General features: G+C 68.5%; 1 protein-coding gene. It reads right to left on the bottom strand.

The window, feature by feature from the left end; translation table 11 throughout:
- On the bottom strand, positions 1–260 hold a 260-nt coding region (locus tag ACM0OX_RS35825), incomplete at both ends, for a hypothetical protein (protein WP_414519976.1).

Here is a 260-nt window from a genome sequence, read left to right as displayed (position 1 = left end):
CGGGCGACACGGCCCCGCCGCCGGGCGGGTAGTAGCGTGGTGTGGCCAGATAACGTGGCCCGGTCCGGGCGTCGGTGATCTCGACGGCGGGATACTCCCGGGGAACGGAAGCGGCCCGCAGCACGCGCGCCATGGCGCCGTCGTCAACGGCGCCGCTCCGGTGGATGAAATAGGCGCTGGCCACACTGAAGACAATTGCCGCGCCCAGGATGACGGCAGACCGGTTGTCGCTGGTTCGCTTGCTTGGTTTACGCATGAAG

The organism is Nostoc sp. PCC 9305, assembly GCF_963920915.1.
Taxonomy (GTDB): domain Bacteria; phylum Cyanobacteriota; class Cyanobacteriia; order Cyanobacteriales; family Nostocaceae; genus Nostoc.
This window is presented reverse-complemented; position numbering and strand designations above follow the sequence as displayed.